The 22,828-nt window shown below is 60.5% G+C and carries 23 protein-coding genes and 1 other RNA gene; 11 read left to right on the top strand and 13 right to left on the bottom strand.

From position 1 onward, the window contains the following. The first annotated feature begins 28 nt into the window (after positions 1-28). Complete coding sequence (locus FHT28_RS18080; protein ID WP_092574197.1) at positions 29-904, top strand: AraC family transcriptional regulator; 876 nt, start codon at positions 29-31, stop codon at positions 902-904. A 7-nt stretch (positions 905-911) separates the two neighbouring features. Here FHT28_RS18080 and FHT28_RS18075 read toward each other — a convergent pair whose 3' ends face one another. From FHT28_RS18075 to FHT28_RS18060, 4 genes are all read right to left on the bottom strand, one after another. Beyond that, a complete protein-coding gene (locus FHT28_RS18075; RefSeq protein ID WP_037202691.1) occupies positions 912-1,637 on the bottom strand; it encodes an amino acid ABC transporter ATP-binding protein in 726 nt (241 codons plus the stop codon). Further along, positions 1,615-2,274, bottom strand: a complete 660-nt coding sequence (locus FHT28_RS18070) for an amino acid ABC transporter permease (protein WP_037202690.1) — start codon at positions 2,272-2,274, stop codon at positions 1,615-1,617. The genes FHT28_RS18075 and FHT28_RS18070 overlap by 23 nt, the downstream gene beginning before the upstream one ends. Further along, positions 2,271-2,942 (bottom strand): amino acid ABC transporter permease, encoded by a 672-nt coding sequence (locus FHT28_RS18065; RefSeq protein WP_037202689.1) that lies wholly within the window; start codon positions 2,940-2,942, stop codon positions 2,271-2,273. Before FHT28_RS18065 ends, FHT28_RS18070 begins: the two co-directional genes overlap by 4 nt. Before the next feature lie 63 nt (positions 2,943-3,005). Further along, complete coding sequence (locus FHT28_RS18060; protein ID WP_246704893.1) at positions 3,006-3,779, bottom strand: transporter substrate-binding domain-containing protein; 774 nt, start codon at positions 3,777-3,779, stop codon at positions 3,006-3,008. Between the two features lie 374 nt (positions 3,780-4,153). Between FHT28_RS18060 and FHT28_RS18055 the strand changes: the two genes are divergently transcribed. Next, a complete protein-coding gene (locus FHT28_RS18055) occupies positions 4,154-5,566 on the top strand; it encodes an FAD-linked oxidase C-terminal domain-containing protein (RefSeq protein ID WP_168596955.1) in 1,413 nt (470 codons plus the stop codon). 250 nt (positions 5,567-5,816) lie between these two features. After that, complete coding sequence (locus tag FHT28_RS18050) at positions 5,817-9,524, top strand: AsmA family protein (protein ID WP_168596954.1); 3,708 nt, start codon at positions 5,817-5,819, stop codon at positions 9,522-9,524. A 73-nt stretch (positions 9,525-9,597) separates the two neighbouring features. Here the strand turns inward: FHT28_RS18050 and FHT28_RS18045 are convergent, their stop codons facing one another. The 4 genes from FHT28_RS18045 to ssrA all read right to left on the bottom strand — a co-directional run bounded on the left by FHT28_RS18045 (position 9,598) and on the right by ssrA (position 11,163). Further along, positions 9,598-9,810: a ribbon-helix-helix domain-containing protein gene (locus FHT28_RS18045; RefSeq protein WP_037202875.1), complete on the bottom strand. Its 213-nt coding sequence runs from the start codon at positions 9,808-9,810 to the stop codon at positions 9,598-9,600. A 106-nt stretch (positions 9,811-9,916) separates the two neighbouring features. Then, positions 9,917-10,111 carry a DUF4169 family protein gene (locus FHT28_RS18040; RefSeq protein ID WP_037202685.1) on the bottom strand — a complete coding sequence of 65 codons (195 nt, stop codon included), beginning with the start codon at positions 10,109-10,111 and terminating at the stop codon, positions 9,917-9,919. Between the two features lie 55 nt (positions 10,112-10,166). Then, a complete protein-coding gene (locus FHT28_RS18035; protein ID WP_037202684.1) occupies positions 10,167-10,673 on the bottom strand; it encodes an SspB family protein in 507 nt (168 codons plus the stop codon). A gap of 120 nt (positions 10,674-10,793) precedes the next feature. Continuing rightward, positions 10,794-11,163, bottom strand: a transfer-messenger RNA (tmRNA) gene (gene ssrA, locus FHT28_RS18030). Between the two features lie 202 nt (positions 11,164-11,365). Between ssrA and FHT28_RS18025 the strand changes: the two genes are divergently transcribed. Then, positions 11,366-12,286: a thymidylate synthase gene (locus FHT28_RS18025; RefSeq protein ID WP_168596953.1), complete on the top strand. Its 921-nt coding sequence runs from the start codon at positions 11,366-11,368 to the stop codon at positions 12,284-12,286. A gap of 78 nt (positions 12,287-12,364) precedes the next feature. Here FHT28_RS18025 and FHT28_RS18020 read toward each other — a convergent pair whose 3' ends face one another. After that, the gene (locus FHT28_RS18020; RefSeq protein ID WP_168596952.1) at positions 12,365-12,892 is read right to left on the bottom strand and encodes a GNAT family N-acetyltransferase; all 528 of its coding nucleotides are present in this window, start codon (positions 12,890-12,892) and stop codon (positions 12,365-12,367) included. A 241-nt stretch (positions 12,893-13,133) separates the two neighbouring features. Between FHT28_RS18020 and FHT28_RS18015 the strand changes: the two genes are divergently transcribed. Continuing rightward, positions 13,134-13,700 carry an XRE family transcriptional regulator gene (locus tag FHT28_RS18015; RefSeq protein ID WP_168596951.1) on the top strand — a complete coding sequence of 189 codons (567 nt, stop codon included), beginning with the start codon at positions 13,134-13,136 and terminating at the stop codon, positions 13,698-13,700. A 17-nt stretch (positions 13,701-13,717) separates the two neighbouring features. On the opposite strand, the gene FHT28_RS35890 is transcribed toward FHT28_RS18015, so the two are convergent. Next, positions 13,718-13,966, bottom strand: coding sequence for a hypothetical protein (locus FHT28_RS35890; protein WP_168600190.1), 249 nt, complete (start codon positions 13,964-13,966; stop codon positions 13,718-13,720). A gap of 298 nt (positions 13,967-14,264) precedes the next feature. Between FHT28_RS35890 and FHT28_RS18010 the strand changes: the two genes are divergently transcribed. From FHT28_RS18010 to FHT28_RS17990, 5 genes are all read left to right on the top strand, one after another. After that, on the top strand, positions 14,265-15,101 hold the full coding sequence (locus tag FHT28_RS18010) for an NAD(P)-dependent oxidoreductase (RefSeq protein ID WP_168596950.1): 837 nt from the start codon (positions 14,265-14,267) through the stop codon (positions 15,099-15,101). A gap of 105 nt (positions 15,102-15,206) precedes the next feature. Continuing rightward, a complete protein-coding gene (locus FHT28_RS18005; protein ID WP_037202679.1) occupies positions 15,207-15,725 on the top strand; it encodes a dihydrofolate reductase in 519 nt (172 codons plus the stop codon). Between the two features lie 163 nt (positions 15,726-15,888). Next, positions 15,889-17,016 (top strand): FtsH protease activity modulator HflK, encoded by a 1,128-nt coding sequence (hflK, locus tag FHT28_RS18000; RefSeq protein ID WP_037202678.1) that lies wholly within the window; start codon positions 15,889-15,891, stop codon positions 17,014-17,016. Next, positions 17,016-17,957 (top strand): protease modulator HflC, encoded by a 942-nt coding sequence (locus tag FHT28_RS17995; protein WP_037202677.1) that lies wholly within the window; start codon positions 17,016-17,018, stop codon positions 17,955-17,957. Before hflK ends, FHT28_RS17995 begins: the two co-directional genes overlap by 1 nt. 193 nt (positions 17,958-18,150) lie before the next feature. After that, positions 18,151-19,863 (top strand): DegQ family serine endoprotease, encoded by a 1,713-nt coding sequence (locus FHT28_RS17990; RefSeq protein ID WP_037202676.1) that lies wholly within the window; start codon positions 18,151-18,153, stop codon positions 19,861-19,863. Positions 19,864-19,868: 5 nt separating this feature from the next. On the opposite strand, the gene FHT28_RS17985 is transcribed toward FHT28_RS17990, so the two are convergent. The 3 genes from FHT28_RS17985 to serB are packed head-to-tail and all read right to left on the bottom strand — an operon-like array spanning position 19,869 to position 21,926. Then, entirely contained in the window at positions 19,869-20,441 is a 573-nt protein-coding gene (locus FHT28_RS17985; RefSeq protein ID WP_168596949.1) for a GNAT family N-acetyltransferase, read from the bottom strand. After that, positions 20,438-21,001, bottom strand: coding sequence for a GNAT family N-acetyltransferase (locus FHT28_RS17980; RefSeq protein ID WP_168596948.1), 564 nt, complete (start codon positions 20,999-21,001; stop codon positions 20,438-20,440). The genes FHT28_RS17985 and FHT28_RS17980 overlap by 4 nt, the downstream gene beginning before the upstream one ends. A gap of 34 nt (positions 21,002-21,035) precedes the next feature. Continuing rightward, complete coding sequence (gene serB / locus FHT28_RS17975; protein WP_037202674.1) at positions 21,036-21,926, bottom strand: phosphoserine phosphatase SerB; 891 nt, start codon at positions 21,924-21,926, stop codon at positions 21,036-21,038. Between serB and miaA the strand changes: the two genes are divergently transcribed. Continuing rightward, positions 21,925-22,821: a tRNA (adenosine(37)-N6)-dimethylallyltransferase MiaA gene (gene miaA / locus FHT28_RS17970; RefSeq protein ID WP_168596947.1), complete on the top strand. Its 897-nt coding sequence runs from the start codon at positions 21,925-21,927 to the stop codon at positions 22,819-22,821. The two genes, serB and miaA, sit on opposite strands and share 2 nt — an antisense overlap. Positions 22,822-22,828 lie beyond the last annotated feature (7 nt).

Genomic DNA, 22,828 nt, shown 5'->3' with positions numbered 1-22,828 from the left:
CACTTTCATGCAGTCTGGACATGGGACATTGCGCGGGGATGTAGCCGTAGAGACCTTCGAGCGTCTTGAACGTTTGTGCGTGACGCCGGAGGCGAACCGCATCCTGTCGGCGCCCCCCTATCCGGGTATCGAGCGCATCCAGGCACAGTTTCGCGGCGATGCCTTCGAACTGCATCGGCACGATACCTATGCGCTTGGTGTCACCATGCGCGGCGTGCAGACCTTTCGTTATCGTGGCGAGCAGCGCAATAGCCTGCCGGGGCGGGTGATCGTCCTCCATCCGGACGAACTGCATGATGGCGGTGCTGCAACCGATGACGGCCTCGTCTACCGCATGCTCTATCTGGAGCCTTCCGTGCTGTTTCAATGCCTGGCGGCTGCCCGTATCGGGCTGCCCTTCGTCGACGAACCCGTCATTGAGGACAACCGCCTTGCCGGTCTGCTGCTGGCGGCACTCGGCGAGCTCGATCGCGAACTGGATGAGCTCTTTGTCGACGATTTCGTCTCCCGCCTTGCTGACGGCCTCGTGCAGCATGCGCGCTTGCCACAGAGGCCGTTGGGCAGCATCGCCTGGGGGCAGGCGAAGGCAGCGCGGGACTATCTCGAGGCGCATGTCACGCGCGACGTGCGTTCACAGGAACTCGAGCGCATCACCGGCCTCGACCGTTTTGCGCTCGCGCGGCATTTCCGCGCCGCCTTCGCGACCAGTCCGCACCGCTTCCTGCTGATGCGGCGGCTGCAGCAGGCGAAGGTGATGATCGGCAACGGCGAGTCGATCGCCGAGGTTGCCGCCGCGACCGGTTTTGCCGATCAGAGCCATCTGACGCGGCATTTCAAGAAAGCCTTCGGCATCGCACCGGGCGCATGGGGCAGCATGGTGCGGGGAGCCGGACAGCGAGGCTGACCGGCCCTCAGTGAAATCCGAGGAACTGCTTGAGCTCCGGTGTCTGCGGGTTGGCGAAGACTTCGCCCGGCGGGCCGATCTCATGCACTCGGCCCTGGTGCATGAAGACGACGCGGGAGCAGACGTCGCGGGCGAATTTCATTTCGTGCGTCACCATCAGCAGCGTCATTCCTTCGCTTGCCAGCTCGCGCACGACGGCGAGAACCTCAGCCACAAGCTCCGGGTCGAGGGCCGAGGTGATCTCATCACAGAGAAGCGCGATCGGCTGCATGGCGAGCGCCCTGGCAATGGCGACGCGCTGCTGCTGGCCGCCGGAGAGCTCGTCCGGAAAGGCGTCGAACTTGTGCCCAAGACCGACGCGATCGAGCATGCGGCGTGCCATGGTTTCGGCTTCGGCCTTGGCGATCTTCTTGACGACCATCTGCGACAGCATGACGTTGCGTCCGGCACTTAGATGCGGGAACAGATTGAACTGCTGAAAGATCATGCCGACCTTCAGACGTAATGCTTTCAGATGCAGGTCATCTGGCAGAAGCTGCGCGCCTGCAACAGAGATCGAGCCGTCGTTGATTGTCTCCAACCCGTTGATACAGCGCAGCAGCGTCGATTTGCCCGAACCACTCTTGCCGATGATGGCGATGACTTCGCCCGGCTCGACATCGAGGTTGATGCCTTTCAGGACTTCGTTGCTGCCAAAGCTTTTGCGGACTTCAGTGACCTCGATGAGCGACATTGAGCTTCCTTTCCAGGATCTGGCTGCTTTTCGACAGCGGCCAGCAGAGGGCAAAATAGATGAGAGCGACGAAGCCATAGACGGTGAATGGCTGGAAGGTCGCGTTGGTGATGACGGTGCCGGCCTTTGACAGCTCGACGAAGCCGATGATCGAGGTCAGCGCCGTGCCCTTGACGACTTGCACGGAGAAGCCGACCGTCGGCGGCACGGCGATGCGCAGCGCCTGTGGCAGGATGACATAGCGCATCTGCTGGATATAGCCCATGCCGAGGCTGGCGGAGGCTTCCCATTGCCCCTTGGCGACGGCCTCGACGCAGCCGCGCCAGATCTCGGTGAGGAAGGCGGACGACCAGAGGGTCAGCGCTGCGCCGGCGGCCAGCCAAGCCGGCACGTCGATGCCGAAGAGGCCAAGGCCGAAGAAGGCGAGGAAGAGCTGCATCAGCAGCGGTGTGCCCTGAAACAGCTCGACGAAGTATTTGACGGCGATGCGACCGGCCTTGCGCTTGCCGATGCGAAGGAACAGCAGGATCGCGCCGACGATGGCGCCGCCGGCAAAGGAGACCAGCGACAGAAGTATCGTCCAGCGCGTGGCCAACAGCAGGCCGCGGAGAATATCCCATGTGGTGAACTGGATCATCGGCTGGCCCTGCGTGGAAAGATCAATGCGCCCACGCCCGCGAGCGTCTGTCGGAGCAGGATCGCCAGCCCCAGATAGATCGCCGTGGACACGAAATAGGCTTCGAAGGCGCGGAACGAGCGTGACTGGATGAAGTTTGCCGCGAAGGTCAGATCCTCTGCCGCGATTTGCGAGACGACCGATGAACCGAGCATGACGATGACGACCTGCGACGATAGCGCCGGCCAGATGCGTTGCAGGGACGGCACGAGAACGACATGGCGGAAGGTCTCGAACGGCGTCATCGCGAGGCTCGCGCCGGCTTCGAACTGGCCACGCGGCGTTGCCTGTATGCCGGCGCGGATGATCTCGCAGCTATAGGCGCCGAGATTGATGACCATGGCGAGGTTGGCTGCGGTCATCTCGTTCATCTGGACGCCGATGCCGGGCAGGCCGAAGAAGATGAAGAAGAGCTGGATCAGGAAAGGCGTGTTGCGGATCAGCTCGACATAGGTTGCAACCACGGGCTTGAGCCAGCGTGGGCCGAGCGCGCGCGCCCAGGCGCAGGCGATGCCGAGGATGATGCCAAGCACGGCGCCGATCAGGGTCAGCTCCAGAGTGACAAGGATACCCTTGATCAGGACAGGGTAATATTCGGCGAGCCAGCCGAAGTCGAAATGATAGCGCATGGGAAGATACCTCGCTCGGACGGACCGCGCCGCCAGCCAGTGGTGCGGTCCGTCGTGCGTTGATCAGAAGCCGGCGGGAAGATCGGCACCGAGCCACTTCTGCGATATCTTGTTCAGCGTCCCATCGGCCTTGGCGGCGGCGATGACCTCATCGACCTTTTTCTGCAGGGCCGGCTCGCTCTTGTTGAAGCCGATGTAGCAGGGGGAGTTGGTGATGAGGAATTTCATCTCGGGCTTTTTCGGCGGGTTCTTGGCGAGGATTGCCGCCGCGACGACGTTGCCCGTCGCGATCAATTGCACCTGGCCGGAGAGGAAGGCGGAGATGGTGCCGTTATTGTCTTCATAGCGCTTGATCGTCGCGTCCTGCGGCGCGACCTTCGTCAGCGCCAGATCCTCGATCGCGCCACGAGTGACGCCGATCGTCTTGCCGGAAAGGTCCTCCGGCTTGGTGGCGGCAATGTCGGCGGGGCCGAAGATCCCGTTGAAGAACGGCGCGTAGGCGTCGGAGAAATCGATGACGGCCTGGCGTTCGGCATTCTTGCCGAGGCTTGAAATCACCAGATCGACCTTGTTCGTCTGCAGGTAGGGAATGCGGTTGGCGCTGGTGACCGGCACGAGCTCGGTCTTCACGCCAAGTTTTTCGCCGATCAGGTTGGCCATGTCGATGTCATAACCCATCGGCGCCATATCCGTGCCGACGCTGCCGAAAGGCGGAAAGTCCTGTGGAACGGCGACGCGGAGCGTGCCGCGCGATGCTATGTCGCTCAAGGCATCCGCCCGGGCTGTGTGGGGGGCGGAAAGCGATCCCATCGCGAGCATCGCGATGCCGAGTGCCATGAGCAATTGTCTGCGCTTCATCGAGTGTCCTTCCAATCGGGCTATGTGAAAGCTGGAGGGCAAAAGGCAAGACCCATGCCAGTCGCCGGCACGACGTTCATCTCAGGCGGCTGCCGGTGTCCTCGCGAGAGGGGTTCGTCTTCGATGGATAGTTTGCCGGCGCTTGCCTAAAAAATACGCATTTTAAGGTCGCGACGTTTCTTTGCACGTGTCTATCCGGGGCGCCGCAAACGGGCACTCATGCAATAGAAGCAAGGGGCGATGTGGCACGAGAACGGTGGATCATTTTCATGGCTGGACACCGCCACATCTATGTCCCATAGAACCGACAAAAGGTTAACGTCCTTTGACGCTCGCGATGGGAGATTCGGAAGATGGTGCTGGCTGATGCTAAGGCGGGAAAACGCAACGAGGCGGGGATATCAGCCGTTCTCGGCATTCTGAAGCAGACGTTCGGAGAGCGCTTCCAGACCGGCGAAAGTTTCCGCGCCCAGCATGCCCATACGACCACCTATATTCCCGCGCAGCTTCCCGATGGCGTGGTTTTCGCCGAAACGCGCGGGGACGTGCAGGCTGTCGTCAAGGTCTGCGCCGAGCATAAGGTGCCTGTCATCCCCTTCGGCACGGGCTCTTCGCTGGAAGGACAGGTGAATGCACCACAAGGCGGAATTTCCGTCGATTTCAGCCGGATGAACCGGGTTCTTGAAGTGAATGCCGAGGATCTGGATTGCACCGTCGAGCCAGGCGTGACCCGCGAGGAGCTCAACACCTATCTTCGTGATACCGGCCTGTTCTTCCCGATAGATCCCGGCGCCAATGCCTCGATCGGCGGCATGGCGTCCACTCGCGCCTCGGGCACGAATGCGGTCCGCTACGGCACGATGAAGGACAACGTGCTGGCATTGACTGTCGTTACCGCTAATGGCGAGGAAATCCGCACCGCCCACCGCGCCAAGAAATCGTCCGCCGGCTATGATCTGACCCGGCTGTTCGTCGGCGCGGAAGGAACGCTTGGGGTGCTGACGTCGGTGACGTTGCGCCTGCAGGGAATTCCCCAGAAGATCGCCGGCGGCGCGTGCGCCTTTCCCGATATCAAGGCGGCATGCGATGCCGTCATCATGACGATCCAGATGGGCATTCCCGTTGCCCGTATCGAGTTGCTCGATGCAATGCAGCTTCGGGCCTGCAATCGCTATTCCGGTCTGACCTTTGACGAGAAGCCCACGCTTTTCCTCGAATTTCACGGCACCGACGAGACCGTTGCGCTGCAATCGGCACAATTCGCCGAGATCGCAGCCGAGTGCGGCGGAGGTGAATTCCTTTGGACTGTTAATGCGGAGGAGCGCAACAAGCTCTGGAAGGCGCGGCATGATGCCTATTGGGCAGCGCGCGCCCTTGCGCCTGACCTGGCGGCACTGTCGACGGACGTCTGCGTGCCGATATCGCGGCTGGCCGAATGCGTCGCGGAGACCCAGGCCGATATCGAGGCGAATGGATTGTTGGCGCCGATCGTCGGCCATGCCGGCGACGGCAATTTCCATGTGCTTGTCCTGTTCGACGACAAGACCTCGGAAGGCATCGCGACGGTCGAGGCTTTCGTTGCCCGCCTCAATGCGCGTGCACTGGCCATGGATGGCACCTGCACAGGCGAGCATGGCGTGGGGCAGGGCAAGATGTCATTCCTTGAACAGGAGCTCGGCGATGCCATCGATTTGATGCGGCAGATCAAGGAAGCGCTCGATCCCGATGCCATTTTCAACCCTGGTAAGATATTCCATACGCATTGAAAGGTGGAGCATTCCCATGATCTTGGCTTGCTACCCGCGTGAATGGCGCTAGGCTTGAGCCACCCTTTTCTGACCGTTGTCATGGAAAGCGGCCAGGATGCGCTAGATCACGCCGCATCGTTCGGGAAAAATGATGCGATTTTGCAATGGGATCGGATAGAAACGTGCGTATCCGGGGCGATGTGGTGTATGTGCTCCGATAGGTTACGGTCTATCGTATATTTGGAATGAAGATTGGAGACGGTGCGCATTGTTAGGTAAGGTCCTGGTTTTTCTGGGTGGATTGCTCGTGGTAGTGCTGTTCGTGGCGCTGCTCGCTCCGATCTTCATAGACTGGACCGATTTTCGTAAGAATTTCGAGGATCAGGCGAGCCGTATCATCGGCAAGAAGGTGACGGTTCACGGCACCGTCGATGCGCGCCTCCTGCCTTTTCCCTCCGTGACGCTGCATGATGTTCGCGTTGGTCAGGAGGCCGATGGTACGCCTCTGGTGCAGATTGCCGAATTCTCCATGGATGCCGAGCTGGCGCCCTTTCTTTCCGGCGAAGCGCTGATCTTCGATATGCGCGTGTCGAAGCCGAAGGTGCACCTGCGGCTGGCAAAGGACGGCACATTGGATTGGATGCGCGGCAGCCAGCCAGAGATTCCCGCCAAGTCGGTGGTGCTCGAAAGCGTGCATGTGGACGATGGCGATATCCTGTTCATCGACGAGCAATCCGGCCGCACCCGGCATATTACCGGTTTCAATGCTGAGATGTCGGCGAAATCGCTGGCAGGGCCATGGCGGATCGAAGGCGATGCGGCGCTCGATGGCGAGCACGGTAACTTCAGTATTTCCAGCAGCCAGCCTGATGACAACGGCGTTTTGCGCGTTCGCACCCGGCTGATGCCCGACCGGCATCCGCTCAACGTCGATCTCGATGGCGAGTTGAAGCTGGTCAACAGCAAACCGGACTACATGGGCTCGTTCAACGCCGGGGTCGATGACAAACGTTCTGGCAATTCTGGCGACCAGCAAGTCCAGCCTCGCATCAAGGGCCGTTTCGAGCTGACCAACGATCGTATTCGCGTTCCCGAGTATAGGCTGGAAGTCGGCGCTGCCGACGATCCCTACGTGGTGACGGGCGAGGCGACACTGGATACCGGGACCAAACCGGAGTTTCTGCTGACCGCCGATGGCCAGCAGATCGACGTCAATCGCCTGGGTAACAGCAAGGGTCCCAATGGCAAGACCAACCGGAACCCGGCCGTTTCGGCTCGCCAGCGTTTGAACAGCCTGATTGAGACCGCGGCAGAAATTCCGGTGCCGCAAGTGCCCGGTAAGGCGACCTTCCGTTTGCCCGCGATTGTTGCCGGCGACACGACCATTCGCGACGTGCAGCTCGATCTCGAGCCGGCGGGAACGGGCTGGAAGATCGATCATGCGATCGGCACGCTGCCTGGGCGCACGCAGGTCGAAGCACGAGGCAATCTGATGCTGCAGGGCGAGCCGAATTTCATCGGCAATCTCGTCGTCGCCTCCAGCCAGCCCTCCGGCCTCGCCTCCTGGCTGGTGGGATCCGTGGATCCGTCTATCCGCCAACTGCACCAGGCCGGCTTCTCCTCTGACGTCAGCTTGCGGCATGAAGAGCAGCGCTTCGAGAATCTGGAGATCGCCATCGGTTCGGCTACGCTCAAGGGCCGCCTCGATCGCCAGGCGCCGAACGACAAGGATGCGCCGAAGCTTGCCGTCGATCTTACCGGCGATGCGTTCGATCTCGATGCGCTGAGAGCGTTGACCGGCCTGTTCACCGGTCAGGACGCCGGCGAATCCCTTTTTGATCACCGGATCACCGCTCATCTGCAGGCTGCGAAATTCGTCGCCTTCGGCGTGCCGGCCGACGATGTCGATACATCGTTCTCGATCGCGGATGGCGCACTGACGCTTGACAAGCTTGCGGTACGCAATATCGCCGGCGCGGAGATCACTGCGACGGGCCGCGCCGACGGTTCGCCCGCGAGCTATAAGGGATCGGGCGAAATCACTTTCAAGGCGGCCGATCCCGGCCCCTTCTTCGAAATGCTCCGCCAGCATCTGCCCCATCATCCTGTCATGGATCGTCTGGTGCGCAATGCCGCCTGGTACGGAAACACCGCGCTTCGCGGCGCGGTGACGCTCGGTGGCGATCAGGACAATGCGTTGACGGTGACGCTCGCCGGCGTGTCCAACGGCAGCCGCGTCAATTTCGATTACCGCATGTCCGATCTGGCGGCGTTTGGAGGCAAGGGCAAGACGACGCTGGAAGGAACGCTCGAAAATTCCGTGACGTCGATCCTCTTCGGTCAGGCCGGTCTCGATCCGCTGCCGGTCGAAGCCGATGCGAATGGCCGCATGACCTTGAAAGTGTCTGCCAGCGGCACAGATCCGGCCGATGCGGCGCTGACTTTCGCGACCGATAAGACCTCGTTCACTGCAAATGGCAAGGTCGATGTGCGCCCGGACAGCTTCCTCAACGGCAACGTCGCACTATCGCTCGATAGCGCCGATCTCGATCCCTATTTCGTCATGAACGGCATCGGCATCCCGCAGATGGGCACAGGCTTACCGGTCAAGTTCCAGGCCAATGCCGCTGTCAGCCCCGACAAGATCGTATTCTCCGGCATGAAGGGGCTGTTTGCCGACAACAATGTGTCGGGCGCGCTCACCTTCGATAGAAAGGCGCCGAACATAAAGGCGACCGGGGAATTGGCGCTCGACAAGGCGGACCTCGGCTGGCTGGCCGAGGCGATCTATGGCCCGATCACGGACGCCAAAACCGGCAAGCTGACCAGGGACAAGCTCGGATTGCCGGCTTTCAGCGGGCTCGATATCGGCATCAAGCTTTCGGCGAAGCAGGTATGGCCGGGCATATTCGGTCCGATTTCGAATTTCACCGGCAATGTCGCCTACAAGGGCGAGGAATTGCGGCTGAACGATCTGTCCGGCGGCTGGAACGGCGGCACGCTGAATGGCAGCCTGATGCTCGCCAATTCCGACGGCACCGGACTTATGCAAACGAAGCTCAGCCTCGCCAACGGCGATCTTGCCGCGGTCGCCTGGCAACGTGACGGTGCGCCACTTGCCAGCGGCCGCTTTGGCCTAGCCATGAATGTCGAAGCCAGCGGCAAGAGCATGGGCGACCTTGCAGCCAACGCCAGTGGTTCGGGCGAGGTCAAGCTCGGAGAGACTCATGTGCGTGGCCTTAATCTGTCCGTCCTGCCGCCCTTGCTGTCGGCGACGGATCAGATCCAGGGCGATATCACGGCCGAAAAGGTGTTGCCGATCGTGCAGACGCTGCTCAACAATGGCGAGGCGGTGCTGCCGGCCACGAGCATACCGTTCAATATCTCCTCCGGCGTCGTGCGTGCTACGAACATCGTTGCCGGCAACGATGTGGCGAAGCTCTCCGGCAATGCCGAAATCAGCTTGCCGGATGAGCGCATGCGCGGCTCTCTCGGCATCGACTTGAATGCCGCAAGCGAGGCGCAGAGTGGCGCCGAGCCGGCTTTGCGCCTCGATTTCGCCGGCCCGCTGGCAACGCCCGGCCGGACGATGGACGTGAGCGACGTCACCAGCTTCCTGTCGCTGCGCGCTTTCGAGCGCGAGCGCCGGCGCGTCGAGCGCCTTCAGGCCAATGTCCTCGAAAAGCAGCGGCTCCGGCGCGAGGTCTCGCTTTACAAATACGTGGCCGTTGCGCGCGAAGCCCAACGGCAGCGCGACGCGGCCATCGAGCAGCAGCGGCGGGCCGAAGAAATCCGGCTGCGCGATTTGATGAGGCGCACTGCGGCAGAGAAGCAAGCGGACGAGGAGGCTAAGGCCAAGGCCGCCGCCGAAGCTCGTGCCAAAGCCGAGGTCCAGCAATTGCCGGCGCTCAACGGCCAGTCGCCGCAGCCGACAACGCCATTGAACTTCAACGGATTGCCCGGTGTCGCCCAATAGCGCATGGCCCCAATAGCGCATGGCTTTGTGCGGCATTGGTTTCAACCGGATGCCGTAATCTGGAGCAGTGCCGCTAGTTGCGTTCTTTCAGCCACTTGAGAACATAGAGGCGCAGCGCGGAGGAGAGGTTGCTCTCTGCATCGCGTCCGTCGTCGATTTCGGAAATCAGCGCTGCGAGCGACGTGCCGCGTACATTGGCGATTGCCTTCAGTTCTGTCCAGAAGGCATCCTCAAGAGAAAAGCTCGTGCGATGGCCATGCAGCGTCGCGGAATGTTTACGGATCATCGGCGGGTCGATCAAAAAAATCGGAAACGGTGGGATATTTGTAACGTGATTCAAAATGCACGGGTAAGCAACTGATTTCGGAAGTTTTTTAAATCTGGCACAGTAGTCAGTCGTCTGTTTCTGGCGTCTCCCTGCGGCCGGCCTCGTGTTCTTTTGTGGCCTTGTCGTTGAGCGCCTTCGTCAGGTTCTTTTCCGTCTTGGTGCGGCCGAACGTGATGCGGTTCTGTTCTGCCTGCTTTTCTTTCTCGGAACGAGCCTGTTTCTTGCGGAACTGGCGCAGATTGACGATTTCGGCGTTCATCGATCTTTTCCCGTTGCCGATGTGGAAAGGGGAAGCGGATGCTTCCCCGACATGCTCACTGCTTCTTGCGGAATGCGTCGAGAGAGACGACGGAACCGGGCTTCTTTTCCTCGCCGTCCTTGGCCGCTGCCGGCTCTTCGGCGTGTTCGGCCGTCACGGGATAGGCGGTGATCTCGCTGGAAGTGATTTCCTCGTCGTCGGCCAACGGCACGTCGAACTCCAGTTCGAAGTTGACGGAAGGATCGTAGAAGCCGCGGACCGCGTTGAAGGGGATGACCAGCTTTTCGGGGACATCGGAGAAAGACAGGCCGATCTCGAACTGGCTCTCCGTGACTTTCATATCCCAGAACTGATGCTGGATGACGATGGTCATCTGCTCTGGATACTTCGACTTCAGGTGCTGCGAAATGCGCACACCGGGAGCGCCCGTCAGAAAGGTGATGAAGAAATGATGATCACCGGGCAAACGGCCGGTGGCGCCAACCTCGGTCAACACCTTGCGTATGACTCCACGCAGGGCGTCCTGTGCCAAAATGTCGTAGCGGATATGATCCTGCGCCATGCTTTCCTGTCTTTCGTTGGCCCATGCTTTTTGTAAGGCTTATGCCACGCCGAACGTCGACGGGAAAGCCCCATGCGCGAGTCATCGCCTCGTCATATATAATATAGCACCGGAGGATAAGGTGAAGGCTTCTGTTGCCAGGTGCCTTCGAACCCCGCCTAAGAGTGCGACCCCTTAGGACTTTATTTGAAGTGTCACACCGCGATTAAGCAGCGAGACGAGCTTCCGCATAGTTGTCGTTTGCAACTACAATTTTAGCCCGATAACGGCGGTACAATGCCGAGCAAAAAGTCGATCTTTACACCCTTGTCGATCCTGTTTCGCCCCCATCAAAAGCCGGTCTGACGCCAGTTAGCCGGCCGGTTTTTGGTGGAGGCGCCGGGTACCGCCCCCGGGTCCAATAGGTTTATTACACCGCTCATTTATCGCCATAGCCGGCCCGAAGACCGGCATGGCTGATATAGTGTTTTCCGCGGGCGAAGGGAAGGGCAATTGTCATAAATGCTTTGCTGAAACATCGGTTTGCGACAGGAAGGCAGAGAATCGGTGAGATTATTGTCAGCCGCGGTTGGTTTCCCACCAGCTTGTCACTAGAATTGCGAAAAAGGAATCGGCCGGGCGCGCGGCGGCGAACTGCCGCTGGCGGCACTCGCGCTGCCCGGAAAACTTCAAGAGCGATTTCGGAGCTGAAGATGGTTCGCCACCCGGAGTATCAATACCTCGACCTGATGGCGCACCTGCTCGATAACGGTGATCGCCGGATCGATAGAACGGGCGTCGGCACCCTGAGCGGCCTCGGAGCGATGATGCGCTTCGATCTCTCGAAGGGGCAGTTCCCGGTCTTCACGACCAAGCGCGTCTACTGGAAGCTCGCCGTCAAGGAAATGCTCTGGTTCCTGACGGGTGATACGAACATCCGCAACCTCCTTAAGGAAAACGTGCGGATCTGGACCGATTGGCCATTGGCGAAATATCGCAAGGCCACCGGCGAGAACATCGATCAGATCGCTTTCGAGGCGCGAATTCTGGCTGACGAGGCTTTTGCGCTCGAGTGGGGCGATCTCGGCCCGGTCTATGGCAAGCAATGGCGCCAGTGGCGCGATGCCGAGGGCCGGGTGCATGATCAGCTCGCATCGGTCATTCACGACCTGAAGACCAATCCCAGCAGCCGCCGGATGATCTTCCATGCATGGAATGTCGGCGAATTGGCCGACATGGCGCTGCATCCCTGCCACATGGTCTATCAGTTCCATGTGTCGAACATATCCGGCGCCGAAGGCCGGCGTCCGCGCCTCAGCCTGATGGTCTTCCAGCGCTCGTGCGATCTGTTCCTGGGGAACCCCTTCAATATCTCGCAGCAGGCGGCCTTGCTGGCCATGGTTGCGCAGCAGGTCGATATGGACGTGGGGGAACTGGTCTGGTCGGGCGGCGACGTGCACCTCTATCTCAACCATCTGGATGCGATCCACGAGCAGTTGAGCCGCGAACCCAGGCCGTTCCCGACCCTGCGCTTGCTGCGTCGGCCCGACAGCATAGACGGCTACCGCATCGGGGATTTCGAAGTCGTAGGCTACGAGCCGCACGCGGCGATTGCGGCTGAGGTTGCCGTCTAGGCGGCGTTTCGGCCGGCAACGAATGTTAGCCCGAGAGAACGAACGTTGCGACCGTGATTGCCATTGTATCCGGCGCTTTCAGGCTGTCGGCGGGGAATCGGGCTCAGTGCGCCGATCGAGCAGCAGTTGCAGAAACGCCAGATCGAGCCACCGGCCGAATTTCGTGCCGACTTCCGGGAGAAGGCCGACCTGCTGAAAGCCGAGCTTCTCATGAAGCCTGATCGAAGCGACGTTTCCGGCCTCGATGCCGGCGATCATCGCATGCTTTCCGATGGTCTTGGCGCGCTCGATCAGCTCGACCATCAACGCCCTGCCGATTCCGCTTCGATATTGATCATTTCGGACATAGACGGAATGCTCGACCGTATGCCGATAGCCGTCGAAGGCCCGCCAATCGCCGAATGAGGCATATCCGACGACTTCGCCGCGATCGTCAATGGCGACCAGCACCGGATAGCCCAGCCTGCGCCGATCCTGCAGCCATCGCTTTCGATTGTCCGCATCGACCTGTGTCTCGTTCCAGATCGCGGCTGTGTTGACGACGGCGTCGTTGTAGATCGCGGTTATTCCCGCGACATCTTCGTCATTGGCATCGCGAATTTGCATCGATTGCTCCGTGAAGCTATCCACTAAATTGGATTCTGGTGTGATTGATCGTTTCACTCTGTCATACGCCGATTTCTGCGCTTGTCCACTATGTTATCATAAAAACCAGCGAGCTGATAACGGGGCGGCCTAAGGTATGAATTAACTTTCACATATTACGTCAATATATCAATTATTTAGCTATAGAATTGTTGTGGATTTCCATATTGCTATCCTCAGGAAAGTCTACTATAGTAAAACGATGTCTCAACTTGAAGAAATCGACAAGCGCATCGGTGCGCGCATTCGCATCGAACGCGAGAGCCGCGGATGGTCGCTGACAGAGCTTGCCGAACGTTCCGCCGTTTCCCGCGCCATGATCCACAAGATCGAGCGTGGCGAGAGCAGTCCGACGGCAACGCTGCTCGGCAAGCTGTCGGGTGCTTTCAGCCTGAGCATGTCGACATTGATGGCACGTGCTGAAATGCAGCAGGACCGTTTCCTGAAGAAGGAGGACCAGCCCGTGTGGGTCGATCCGCAGACCGGCTACGAGCGGCGGCATGTGTCCCCGAAGTCGGACCTGCCGCTTGATCTGGTTCGCATCGAATTGCCCGCGGGAGCCGATGTTCCCATGCCGGCATCGGCCTATGCTTTCATGCGGCAGCTCATTTGGGTGCTGGAGGGCGAGCTGATTTTTCTCGAAGGCAATGCAAGGCATCGGATGTCGGCAGGCGATTGCCTCGAGCTCGGCCCGCCGACGGATTGCGTGTTCAAGAACGAGAGCGGCAGGCCTTGCATCTATGCCGTTCTTGTTCTCCGCAACGCGTAGAGCAATCGTCGCGGTGGCTAAGTTGCTTCCGGCGATGCGTTCACCCTTTCGCGGACGAAGCGCAGAAACAGGTCTTGGGGAAGCCGATGAATGCGATCGTCGACATGCGACTGGTGGTTCGTGATGCGAAAAGTCGGTGGGGCGGATTGCAGACAAGGCCTGCAAGGAGGGCCGTGCTGCGGCACGGACCCTCCCACCGCCAGCCCGCACGAAAGCACGAACAGCAGCATGCCGTGGGCGAGGCCATCAAATAAATGGATCAGCATTTTCCTCCGTCTCCGGCCAATACCGCGTCGAGACCGCTCGGTCCGGATGCGGTGCCGTACCGTGTTTGACGAACCCTGATAGGCCTTGACTGGCGACTAGGGATGACGGGAAGCGCGACGATTGCCCATTTCGAAATGGTCGGCAGCCTATAAGAAAAAGCTATGGCGCCTGTCTTGGCCGATCGCTTTTTGGCCCATCGCCCATGCGCAAAACTTATCGTTCCCGCGCCGCATTCCGCTCGTCGGCCTAGTCGCGAGGCGCTATATTGTCGTCCTTGCGTGAAGAGGGAGATCGGTCGTGGATATCGCAGTCATCGGAGCCGGCGCGATGGGCAGCGCCATTGCGAGGCGTTTGGTCGAGAATGGCGCGAAGGTGTTGACCCATCTCGAGGGCCGCTCGGCGACAACGATCGATCGAGCGAAGTCTGCGGGCATGGAGGTTGTCGGGCTGGACGCTATCGCCGGAGCCGGCCTCATCCTTTCCATCGTTCCACCCGCCGCCGCCATCGGCGTGGCCGAGCAGATCGCAGCAGCCGTGCGTCGACGCGGCACGAAGACGACATTCATGGATTGCAATGCGATTTCGCCGCAGACGATGGTGCAGGTCGCCTCGATCTTTGCCAGCGATTGCGGCGTGGTTCTCGATGGTTCCATCATCGGCGGCCCGCCGAAGCCCGGCCAGAAGGGACCCAAGCTTTATGTCAGCGGAGATGCGGCCGACAGCAGCGCCATGCTGGCCGAACGCGGGCTTCAGGTGCGCCGCATCGATGGGCCGATCGGCGCCGCATCGGCGCTGAAGATGTGCTATGCCGGCATCAACAAGGGCGTGACGGGCCTTGGGACCACCATGCTGCTCGCCGCCATCCGCTCCGGAGCGGATGAGGCCCTGAAACGCGAGCTCCAGGAAAGCCTACCGGATCTCGATGCGAAATTTGTGCAGGGCATCCCAGACATGTATCCGAAAGCCTATCGCTGGGTCGCGGAGATGGAGGAGATCTCGGATTTCCTCGGCGAAGATGATCCCGCCGCGCTGATATTCAAAGGCATGGCCGGTCTTTACCGCAAGATGGCGGATGATCGCGAGGATGGCGGCGTGCTGGCCGGACAGCTCGATAAACTCAACAATGGCGGTTGATTGCAGGCGGGTGGGTGCTTTCCAAGGTCTGTCAGCGCTATCATGCAGTGGAATCATGAGGCCGACTCGCCTATGGCGATGGTGACGTTGTTTGAGGGAGGATGCATGACCCAGCCGATCAAGACCATCGTCGTTGCCGTTTCGCGCAATGGCATTATCGGGCGTGACGGCGACATGCCCTGGCGACAGTCTTCCGACCTCAAGCGCTTCAAGGCGATGACCCTCGGAAAACCCGTCATCATGGGACGCAAGACATTCCAGTCGATCGGCAAGCCGCTGCCCGGCCGGCCGAACATCATCATCACTCGCGATGAAAGCTTTTCGCCCGAAGGCGTAACGGTGGTGCATTCGCTGAGCGAAGCCATCGATGCCGCGTCCCGCCTTGCGACCGAGAGCGGCGTCGACGAGATCTGCATTCTGGGCGGTGGCGAGATCTATCGGCAGGCGATCGGTCTGGCCGACCGGTTGCTCATCACGCATGTCGAGGCGGAGGTGGATGGCGACACCTCCTTCCCGGCCATCGATCCCGCCCTTTGGCAGGTCGACAGCGAGCTTGCCGTGCCCGCCGGCGAGAAGGACACCTATCCGACACGTTTCGTCAGTTATTTTAGGCGAAATGCATAAGGGCTGCCCTGAAAATTCAAATATTTTCCAGTTAATCCGCCGAACTTCCTGAAGTTGCGTTGAAAGCAGGTGCGTCGATACCTATAACGGGATGCAATCGCTGCCGCCTGCTAATTTTGCGGGTTCGGCGCGGTGCTGGGAGTCAACAAACAAAGAGGTTTTGATGCCTTGGAGCAATCAGAATGGCGGCGGCGGTGGCCCGTGGGGCGGCGGCGGCGGCGGTGGAAATAATCAGGGACCTTGGGGGCAAGGACCGAACCGGCCGCGGGGAAGCGGCAACGGAGGGCCTCCGGATCTCGAGGATATTATTCGCCGCGGCCAGGACCGGTTGAAAGGCTTTATCCCTGGTGGCTTCAATGCAGGCGTCTTTCTTATCATCGCTGCGGTTATCGGTGTTTTCTGGCTGATTCAGTGCGTCTATACGGTGCAGCCGGATGAGCGCGGTGTGGAACTGCGTTTCGGCAAGCCGAACACGGAAGTCTCGATGCCCGGCCTGCATTTCCATTTCTGGCCGATGGATCGCGTTGAGTTCGTGAAGGTCACGGAACAGCAGCGCAATATCGGCGGTCGCTCGGCCGCCGGTTCGACTGCCGGCCTGATGCTGACGGGCGATCAGAACATCGTCAACGTCCAATTCTCGGTTCTCTTTGTGGTAACTAATCCGCAATCCTATCTCTTCAATCTCGAAAGTCCCGACGAAACGCTGCAGCAGGTTGCAGAAAGCGCCATGCGCGAAGTCGTCGGCCGCCGTCCCGCCCAGGACATCTATCGCGATAACCGCCAGGAAATCGCCGTTCAGGTGAGGGCCATCATCCAGGATACGCTGGACCGCTACGGCGCCGGCATCGCCATTACTGCCGTACCGATCGAGGATGTAGCACCGCCGCGCGAAGTGGCCGATGCGTTCGAAGAAGTACAGCGCGCCGAGCAGAACGAAGACCAGCAGGTTGAAGAGGCCAATCAATACGCCAACCAGCAGCTCGGTCAGGCCCGCGGTCGCGCGGCTCAGATCCGCGAAGAAGCGGCTGCCTACAAGGATCGTGTCGTAAAGGAAGCTCAGGGTGAAGCACAGCGCTTCATCTCGATCTACGACGAGTACATCAAGGCGCCGGAAGTCACCCGCAAGCGGCTGTTCCTTGAAACCATGGAGACCGTTATCGGCAATTCCAACAGTGTCATCATCGATGACAAGCAGGGCGTCGTGCCCTATCTGCCGCTGAACGACATCGGCAAGCAGCCCGCGACGCGGGCGGGCAAGCCCGCCACTGCAGCTCAGCCGGAGGCCAAATAATGACGTCCAGCCGTTTACCAACCATTCTCATCGCGCTCGCGGTGCTGCTGCTGCTCGTTTATTCGTCGGTGTTCGTGGTCAATGCCCGGGAGCAGGCTATCGTCCTGCGTTTCGGCCAGATCCGCGCAGTCAAGGCGGAGCCGGGGCTCTACTTCAAGCTGCCTTTCGCCTTCATGGATGCTGACCGCGTTCAATACATACAGCTGCAGGAACTCCGTTTCGATCTGGACAATATCCGCGTCCAGGTGTCGGGCGGCAAGTTCTACGAGGTCGATGCTTTCGTGGTCTACAAGATCACCGATGCTCGCAAGTTCCGCGAGGCGGTGTCGGGCGATCGTGATGCGGCGGAATCCCGTCTCAGAACCCGCCTCGACGCCTCGCTGCGTCGTGTCTACGGTCTGCGCAACTTCGAAGCGGCGCTGTCCAACGAACGCGCGTCGATGATGACCGAAGTGCGCGACGATCTGCGCCGCGATGCCGAGACGCTCGGTCTCAACATCGAGGATGTCCGCATCCGCCGCACTGACCTGTCTCAGGAAGTGTCGCAGAATACTTACGATCGTATGAAGGCCGAGCGTTTGGCGGAAGCCGAGCTCCTCCGCGCACGGGGTAACGAAGAAGGCCAGCGCCGCCGCGCGATCGCGGACCGTCAGGTCGTCGAGCTTATCGCGGATGCGCAGAAGGATTCGGAAGTCCTGCGTGGTCAGGGTGAAGCCGAGCGCAACGGCATCTTTGCCGATGCCTCATCGCGCGATCCGAATTTCTACGAATTCTATCGCACGATGGCCGCCTACAACAAGGCGTTCGTTTCCGGTGGCAAGACGCTGGTCCTGCCGCCGAACAAGTCGGACTTCTTCAAGTTCTTCGATAGTCCCAACGGTACCGCGCCCAATTCCGGCGCGCCGGCGCTAGCCAGTCCGACGACGACTCCGGCGAACTGAGGCGTCAACCCGCTGAAATCCAAGGGCTGCCTCACGGCGGCCCTTTTCTTTATCGGAAACCACATCACCTTTGCCATAAATGCCTTGGTCGGATTGACGTTCGGGGATTTCGCAAAAAGGTGATTTCGCGCTTCATCATTCCGCCTTATGTTGATGCTTATTCAAGATTTCCCTTTATCGATGAGGATGCCTGATGGCCCCGACCATTCGCCTGCCTTTCAGACGTTCGTTCGCTTTGCTGGCCAGCATGGCGCTGATTGCCGGTCCCGTCGTCGGTGGCGCCGAACAGGCCTATGCACAGACGCAGAATAGCGGCGCGGCTGCGGGCGCTCAGGCACCGGCAGCCACCAACAACCAGACGCCGCCTGCGGACACGCCGACGATGACGATGAACCCGGCTATGAATGCCGGCCCCGCTTCGGTTGCAGATCTTGCTTCCGGTTTGCTCGATGCCGTCGTCAACATCTCCACCTCGCAGAAGGTGAAGGACGAGGGGGATGGCCCGGCGACGCCGAAGGTGCCGGACAATTCGCCGTTCCAGGATTTCTTCAACGATTTCTTCAAGAACAGGAATAACGAGGACAGCAACCGCAAGGTAAGCTCGCTCGGTTCTGGCTTCGTCATCGATGCGGCCGGCTATATCGTCACTAACAACCACGTCATCGAAGGCGCCGATGATATCGAGGCGATCTTCCCGAACGGGACGAAGCTGAAGGCGAAGCTGATCGGAACCGATACGAAGACCGATCTCTCGCTCCTCAAGGTCGAGCCGAAGCATCCGCTGACGGCGGTGAAGTTCGGCGATTCCTCCAAGATGAGGATCGGTGACTGGGTGATGGCGATCGGCAATCCCTTCGGCCTGGGTGGATCCGTGACCATCGGTATCGTTTCGGCGCGCGGGCGCAACATCAATGCCGGTCCGTACGACAATTTCATCCAGACGGATGCGGCGATCAACAAGGGTAATTCCGGCGGTCCGCTCTTCAACATGAAGGGTGAGGTGATCGGCATCAACACGGCCATCATCTCCCCGAGCGGCGGCTCGATCGGCATCGGCTTTGCCGTGCCTTCGGAGCTGGCCGAGGGCGTCGTCAAGCAGCTCAGGGATTTCGGCGAAACCCGTCGCGGCTGGCTCGGCGTTCGTATTCAGCCGGTGACGGATGATGTCGCCAACAGTCTCGGTCTCGGCAGCGCGAAGGGCGCACTCGTGGCCGGCGTCATCAAGGGTGGCCCCGTCGACAACGGCACCATCAAGGCAGGTGACGTCATCCTGAAATTCGACGGCAAGGATGTGGCTGAAATGCGCGACCTGCCGCGTGTCGTCGCTGAAAGCCCGGTCGGCAAGGAAGTGGATGTGATCATCTTCCGCGACGGCAAGGAGCAGACCGTCAAGGTCACGCTTGGCCGGCTGGAAAATAGCGATCAGGCGGCAGCGGCGAGCACCGACAAGGACAAGCAGCCTCAGCTCGCGCCTGATGGCGACGGCAATCATGACGGCGTCATCAATCCGGACGGGGGCGATGGCGGCAATGATGATGGCATGGATGGACAGGACCAGGGTGACAACCAGCAGCAGTCGCCGCAGGCTCAGCCACCGGCCCAGGCAAACACGAGTATACTCGGCATGAAGCTGGCGACGCTGACGGCCGAGAACCGCAAGAGCTTCGGTATCGCCGATAGCGTCGATGGCGTCGTCATCACGGAAGTTGCACCGGGTTCGGCTGCCGCCGAGAAGGGCCTGAAGCCCGGGGATGTTGTCGTCGAAGTCGCGCAGGAATTCGTGCAGACGCCGAGTGCCGCATCGGAAAAAGTGGCCTCGCTGAAGCGGGAAGGGCGCCGAAACGCGCAGTTGATGATTGCGTCTCCAAGTGGCGACTTGCGCTTTATCGCTGTTGCTCTCGAGTAGACACTTCAGTTTTCCGTTTGCCGCTGCGACCGCCATTCGGCGGTACGCAGGCGGTAGACGACGTGGCGTCTTAATTGCGGATGCGTGTCCGGGATCTGCGGATGGTCGAAGTCGATGGCCGGATCCGGATGCATGCCGATCCTTCGCATGACCGCGAGGGCGCGACGGTTGTCGTGAACGGCGATCGACAGGATTTCATCAAGCTTCAGCGTCTCGAAGCCGTGGCGCAGGAGTGCCAGACCCGCTTCTGTGGCATAGCCATTGCGCCAGTGGCGCGCTGACATCCGCCAGCCGATTTCCACCGCGTCCTTCGGCAAATAGGGCTCGAGCTGCGGCTTCGACAGCCCGCAAAGGCCGATCGCTTCGCCGCTCTGCTTCAAAGCCATCACCAGAAGATCGAAGCCCGGTTCCGGGACGATGCTCCGGATCATGGTGAAGACGGTATCGGCATCTGCTCGACTGCGGCGAAAGGGAAAGAACGCAAGCACGGCGGGATCGGAGCTGAGCTCGTAGAAGAGATCGCGGTCCTCTTCCCGGCAGGGCCGGAGGGTCAGCCGGGACGTCTCGACGAGGGTCATCGCCCGACGCGCCATTCATCCGCAGTCAGGCGGTAGAGCACGTGCCGTTTCAAGTGTGGGTGGGTGTCCGGCACGTTGGGATGGTCGAAATCGCCACCGGCGACGCGATGCATGCCGATCCGCTCCATCACGGAGGTCGACCTGGTATTGTCGTGCACGGCAAAGGAAACGATCTGGTCGAGACCGAGCTTTTCGAAGCCAAGCGCGAGCAGCGCTCGCGCTGCTTCGCTGGCAAATCCCTTGCCCCAGTAGCGAGCCGCGAGCCGCCAGCCGATTTCGATTGTGCCCTTGGCTATGGGGGGCTCAAGGTGATCGACACGTGCCAGCCCGCAAAAGCCGATCGTCTCGCCGCTGGCTTTTTCCTCCAGTGCATAGAAGCCGAGGCCGGTTTCGGCGATCATCGAGTGGACGCGATCGAAGAAGGCATCGGCTTCCGCACGGTTGCGGCGGAAGGGAAAGAACTCCATCACAGCCTCGTCGGAATTGATCTCGAAGACCAGATCTCGGTCCGTCTTGCGCCAGTTGCGGATAATGAGGCGTTCGGTTTCGGTGATGGTCATCGATGGCACCCGACATTGGCGGCTTCCGCCGTTTCTATGGTTTGATGAAGTCGCTCTTTCGATAGCCCTGGAGATAGAGCAGGGCGGTCAGATCGCCGTGGTCGATGCGCATGCGAGCCTGTGCCGAAACCGTCGGTTTGGCGTGCAGTGCGACACCGGAGCCGGCGAGCTGCAACATGCCGAGATCATTGGCGCCGTCACCGACGGCGAGCGCGTCGTCGGTCAAAATGCCGAGTTTTTCGGCGATCTCGGTCAGCGCATCCACCTTGGCCTGCTTGCCGAGGATCGGTTCTTCGACGAGGCCGGTGAGGACGCCTCTTTCTTCCAGCAGGATATTGGCGCGATCCTCGTCGAAGCCCAATGTCGCGCCGATGCGGTTCGTAAAGACGGTGAAGCCGCCGGAAACGAGGGCAGTGTAATACCCCTTCGCCTTCATCGTGGCGATCAGCTCAGGACCGCCCGGCGTCAGGGTGATGCGTTTTGCGATGACATCGTCGACCACGGAAATCGGCAGGCCCTTCAGCAGGGCCACACGCTCGCGCAGGGCGGGCTCGAAGGCGATTTCGCCGTTCATGGCGCGGGCCGTGATGTCGGCGACCTTCTCCTTCAGGCCGACTTCGGCCGCGAGTTCGTCGATGCATTCCTGGCCGATCATCGTCGAGTCCATGTCGGCGATCAGCAGTTTCTTGCGACGTGTTTCGGCTTCCTGGATCACCAGGTCGATCGGCGCGCCGCCGATGACGGCGAGGATGTTGGCTTCCGCCGCCCGCAGGTCGGCATCGTCGCGCAGCGCGATATCGCAAGCGATGCCGTCGGCCAGCCAATAGAGCCCTGAGGCCTTGACGGCATCTGCTGCCTGTTCAGCGATGGCCGGAGCAAGAACGGGATTTGACGGATTGGCAATAAGCGTGGCAACGAAGGCCATGAGCAGAAACCTTGTGAGCGATATCGACGCGATCCTGATAACCGGGCCGACCGCCAGCGGCAAGTCCGCACTGGCGGTTGAATTGGCGCGTGCGCATGGCGGCGTGGTCGTCAATGCCGACAGCATGCAGGTTTATGATACGTTACGCGTGCTGACTGCTCGGCCTTCGCAGGCGGATATGGAGGGCATTCCGCACCATCTTTATGGTCATGTGCCGGCAGCGCAAGCCTATTCCACCGGCTTCTGGCTGCGCGAGGCCGCCGTATTGGTGGAACGATTGCGCGATGAGGGGCGAATGCCTGTTTTCGTCGGCGGAACAGGGCTTTACTTCAAAGCGTTGACAGGTGGCCTTTCCGACATGCCCGGCATTCCTCTTGAGATTCGTAACCGTCTGCGCGCGCGACTCCTGGCGGAGGGAGCCGAGGCGCTGCATCGCGAGCTTGCCGACCGCGACGGTGCCGTTGCTGAAACTCTCAATCCTCAGGACGGCCAGCGCATCGTTCGCGCCCTGGAGGTGATCGAAGCGACAGGCCAATCCATCGCCGCCTTTCAGGGGAAGACCGGGCCAGTCGTGATCGATCCTGAGCGCGCCCGGAAGATCGTGGTGTTGCCGGACCGCGCCTTGCTGCACGAGCGCATCAACAGCCGCTTTGAAAAGATGCTGGCGATGGGGGCTGCGGACGAAGTGCGGGCTCTGCTGGCGCTGGAGCTATCGTCGGAGATGCCGGTCATGAAGGCGATCGGCGTGTCGCAGATTGCCGCGATGCTAAGAGACGAGATGACGCGAGAGGACGTTCTCGAAACCGGAGCGGCAGCTACACGGCAATATGCCAAACGGCAGATGACGTGGTTTCGCAATCAGATGGACGAAAGCTGGGAGCGCGTCAGCCCATAGGCTGACC

The sequence above is a fragment of the Rhizobium sp. SG570 genome (assembly GCF_012275345.1).
Lineage (GTDB): Bacteria > Pseudomonadota > Alphaproteobacteria > Rhizobiales > Rhizobiaceae > Rhizobium > Rhizobium lusitanum.
Note: the sequence above shows the minus strand (reverse complement) of the source record. Positions and strands in the feature narration are given on the sequence as shown.

Coding starts and splice junctions, on each gene's coding strand:
- FHT28_RS18070 (WP_037202690.1), bottom strand. CDS start 2,274: ATGATCCAGTTCACCACATGGGATATTCTCCGCGGCCTGCTGTTGGCC.
- FHT28_RS17985 (WP_168596949.1), bottom strand. CDS start 20,441: ATGACCCTCGTCGAGACGTCCCGGCTGACCCTCCGGCCCTGCCGGGAA.
- FHT28_RS18075 (WP_037202691.1), bottom strand. CDS start 1,637: ATGTCGCTCATCGAGGTCACTGAAGTCCGCAAAAGCTTTGGCAGCAAC.
- FHT28_RS18055 (WP_168596955.1), top strand. CDS start 4,154: ATGGTGCTGGCTGATGCTAAGGCGGGAAAACGCAACGAGGCGGGGATA.
- FHT28_RS17980 (WP_168596948.1), bottom strand. CDS start 21,001: ATGACCATCACCGAAACCGAACGCCTCATTATCCGCAACTGGCGCAAG.
- serB (WP_037202674.1), bottom strand. CDS start 21,926: ATGGCCTTCGTTGCCACGCTTATTGCCAATCCGTCAAATCCCGTTCTT.
- FHT28_RS18015 (WP_168596951.1), top strand. CDS start 13,134: ATGTCTCAACTTGAAGAAATCGACAAGCGCATCGGTGCGCGCATTCGC.
- FHT28_RS17995 (WP_037202677.1), top strand. CDS start 17,016: ATGACGTCCAGCCGTTTACCAACCATTCTCATCGCGCTCGCGGTGCTG.
- FHT28_RS18005 (WP_037202679.1), top strand. CDS start 15,207: ATGACCCAGCCGATCAAGACCATCGTCGTTGCCGTTTCGCGCAATGGC.
- FHT28_RS18025 (WP_168596953.1), top strand. CDS start 11,366: ATGGTTCGCCACCCGGAGTATCAATACCTCGACCTGATGGCGCACCTG.
- FHT28_RS18060 (WP_246704893.1), bottom strand. CDS start 3,779: ATGGCACTCGGCATCGCGATGCTCGCGATGGGATCGCTTTCCGCCCCC.
- miaA (WP_168596947.1), top strand. CDS start 21,925: ATGAGCAGAAACCTTGTGAGCGATATCGACGCGATCCTGATAACCGGG.
- FHT28_RS18045 (WP_037202875.1), bottom strand. CDS start 9,810: ATGATCCGTAAACATTCCGCGACGCTGCATGGCCATCGCACGAGCTTT.
- FHT28_RS18035 (WP_037202684.1), bottom strand. CDS start 10,673: ATGGCGCAGGATCATATCCGCTACGACATTTTGGCACAGGACGCCCTG.
- FHT28_RS18020 (WP_168596952.1), bottom strand. CDS start 12,892: ATGCAAATTCGCGATGCCAATGACGAAGATGTCGCGGGAATAACCGCG.
- FHT28_RS18040 (WP_037202685.1), bottom strand. CDS start 10,111: ATGAACGCCGAAATCGTCAATCTGCGCCAGTTCCGCAAGAAACAGGCT.
- FHT28_RS17990 (WP_037202676.1), top strand. CDS start 18,151: ATGGCCCCGACCATTCGCCTGCCTTTCAGACGTTCGTTCGCTTTGCTG.
- FHT28_RS18065 (WP_037202689.1), bottom strand. CDS start 2,942: ATGCGCTATCATTTCGACTTCGGCTGGCTCGCCGAATATTACCCTGTC.
- FHT28_RS35890 (WP_168600190.1), bottom strand. CDS start 13,966: ATGCTGATCCATTTATTTGATGGCCTCGCCCACGGCATGCTGCTGTTC.
- hflK (WP_037202678.1), top strand. CDS start 15,889: ATGCCTTGGAGCAATCAGAATGGCGGCGGCGGTGGCCCGTGGGGCGGC.